Below are 2,421 nucleotides of genomic sequence, written 5' to 3' on the forward strand. Positions count from 1 at the left end.
CGGGGTCGGGAGAGCTCATGATCGGCACCGCGTACACGAACAGCGGAGAGGGCGGCTTGTTGATGTCCCATTGCCCGCCCGGCGTCCACGCGTCCGCCCGCCGCCCGTAATACAGCGGCGCCGCGCGGCCGTACGCTCCCGCTTCCAATTTCCGCGGCCCGGCGCGGCGGCGGCGCACGTATCCGCGGTGCCCTTCCGGCGCGCAATATTCAACCGCAATTTTCCCGTCGCTGGGCACGCCGCAAATCCTCCGGATGAATTATAGACCCAAAACGGAGCGGGATGTTGCAGTCCCGCAGCCTGTCCGGCGCCGGCAACCCGGCGCACTCCCGAATCCTCCGCACAAAACAAACCCAACATCACGCGCCAAGTTTCATACGGCGTGAACCGCCGCAAAGAACGCGTCATGAAAGTCGCGCCGCAAGCGTCCGTCCTGCGCGAAATCTCTCCCCTACGGCTTTTCCAGCATAAGCACCGTCGGGACGCTGGAAAGCGGCATGTCCGGGATGAGCACCACGTTTTTCGCGGCGTTGGATTTCGCCGAGCGCGGCTCGACTTCGAGCAGGTTCTGGCACTGCACTCCCCGGAATCCCGGCTCGTAAATCATCAAACCGGTGCGCCTGTCCACCGCGCTGACTTCCGTCGTCCAGAACACGACGGCAAGGTATCTTTCGTTTTCGTAGAACACGTGGAAAACCGCGTCGCCCGCCGCCGGGAACGAAGGCGCCCAGGTGATCGCGCCGCCGTACCAGGAAGGGTACATGTCGCCCACGAGCATGTTCAGGTTGCGCATCGCCCAGCCCCAGGGACGCGGGTGCAGGTCTGCCGGAATCATCCCGAAGTACATCAGCGAGCCGCCCCCTTCCGCCGCCGCCAAAGGCGGATCGAGAGCGGTAAACATCGTCACCTTCGAGATTCCCTGCGATATCAGGATGAGCGCGGCGCGCGGCAGAAGCCCCGCCTGGGTGTACGCGTCCACGCCGTAGCCGGTTATCGAATTGGCGATGCCGAGTTCGCCGACCCAGGTTTCCTTTCCCATTCCCGCGGCTGTTTTGGCGAACGCGATCGCGCTGGCGATGTCGGACGACGGACGGATCTTGACCTTCGTCGGATATTCGATTCCATCCTGGGGCGGAAAAAGGTTGAGCGTCACCGCGTCCACGCGGTCGAGCGCGCCCGCGCTTTTGAGCATTTCCAGGTATTTCAGGTCGCAGGATTTGATTCCGCCAAGCAACAGATAATGCCCTTCGGGAAGGTCGAGCGCGATGTCCGCGACGCGTATCAGGCTAGCGTACCTGTCGGTCGGCAGGCCGATGCGGTAATTCACGTCGTTCAATAGCTGCACCGCCCAGGGCGCCCCGCCCGGCAACCCGGCAATCAGCTCGCAGGCGCGCCGGACGGTATCTGCCTTCAGCGTGCGGCTATCTAGAACGAGCCACAGCTTCATCCCGGAAGCCTCGCACTGGCGCGACACCGAAACCAGCGCGTCCGCGTTTTCGTGGCCGGAATCGAGAATATCCTCGGCGAAAACTTTCATCCGGAGGTAGCCGAAGCCGAATTCCGAGATGTACGCGACGAGCTCCGGCGTGACCAACCGCGCGTCGATGTCAATCCCGATGCGCGGGTTCGAGCGCGCCGCCTGCACCGGACATGGAAGCCGGAAGGCGAAAAACGCAAAAAAAACGGCGGCGAACGCGCCGATTCGTGCCGCGAAGCGCAGCATAACGCGCCGATTATAACGCCGATATGCACGGACTCCGTGAACAAACGCTGAGAGGAGCGGTCTATTCCCCGTGATAGAATCGGGAATCTCCGGAGGCCGGAGCGCCAAATGATCGTCTTTTACAACAAGCCGCTTTTGAGATTTTTGGCAGTGCTTACGGGCGTCGCGCTGGCATACGTGGGCTGGCATTATGCCGCGGGGATGCAGCGTGAGCTTGCCCGACAGGGGCTTTTGGACGCGCTCGCGATCTTCGGATACGTCGCGGCGAGCTATCTTTTCATCCTAGTCGCGGAAGTCGCGGACAGCCACTACGCGCGCGCGTTCGGCGGGCTCTCGCTGGCCGCGGGGATGATGACCGCGTGGAACTTCGTCCGGCTGGACATACGCAAACTCGAACCCGCCGAAGCTGCGGGAATATCAGGCGTTTTCGCGACCGCGGCGCTGTTGGGCGCGGTTTACCTGGCGATCGTGATTGTCCGGCTGGTGCTGGACAGGTTGAACCTGGGCAGGCCGGTCATTTCGGAAGCAGCGCGCATCGGCGCGTACAAAGGGCCGGTGGAACCGCCCGCGTACCGCGAGCCGGAAAGGCCGGTGGCGGTGCCGGCGGATACTTGCCCGTTCTGCGGCGAAAAATACGACACGGCGGGCGACTGCGGGTGCAGCAGGGTGGAAGAAATCGCGGCGCAAACCGCGCCGCA

The 2,421-nt window shown here is 63.3% G+C and carries 3 protein-coding genes; 1 reads left to right on the top strand and 2 read right to left on the bottom strand.

All coding sequences use genetic code 11. The features are described from left to right. Both HRF49_11500 and HRF49_11505 read right to left on the bottom strand, forming a co-directional pair. Positions 1–238, bottom strand: a 238-nt coding sequence (locus tag HRF49_11500) for a hypothetical protein (protein ID MEP0815272.1), incomplete at its 3' end; no start/stop codon positions are given. Positions 239–451: 213 nt separating this feature from the next. Next, entirely contained in the window at positions 452–1,723 is a 1,272-nt protein-coding gene (locus HRF49_11505; GenBank protein ID MEP0815273.1) for a hypothetical protein, read from the bottom strand. Positions 1,724–1,831: 108 nt separating this feature from the next. Here HRF49_11505 and HRF49_11510 point away from each other — a divergent pair. Then, positions 1,832–2,421: hypothetical protein (locus HRF49_11510; GenBank protein ID MEP0815274.1), on the top strand; the 590-nt coding region annotated here is incomplete at its 3' end.

The sequence above is a fragment of the bacterium genome (genome assembly GCA_039961635.1).
Taxonomy (GTDB): Bacteria; 4484-113; 4484-113; order JAGGVC01; family JAGGVC01; genus JABRWB01.

What these genes read in the sequence shown, in the direction of transcription:
- HRF49_11505 (MEP0815273.1), bottom strand. Translation starts at nt 1,723, where the DNA reads ATGCTGCGCTTCGCGGCACGAATCGGCGCGTTCGCCGCCGTTTTTTTT.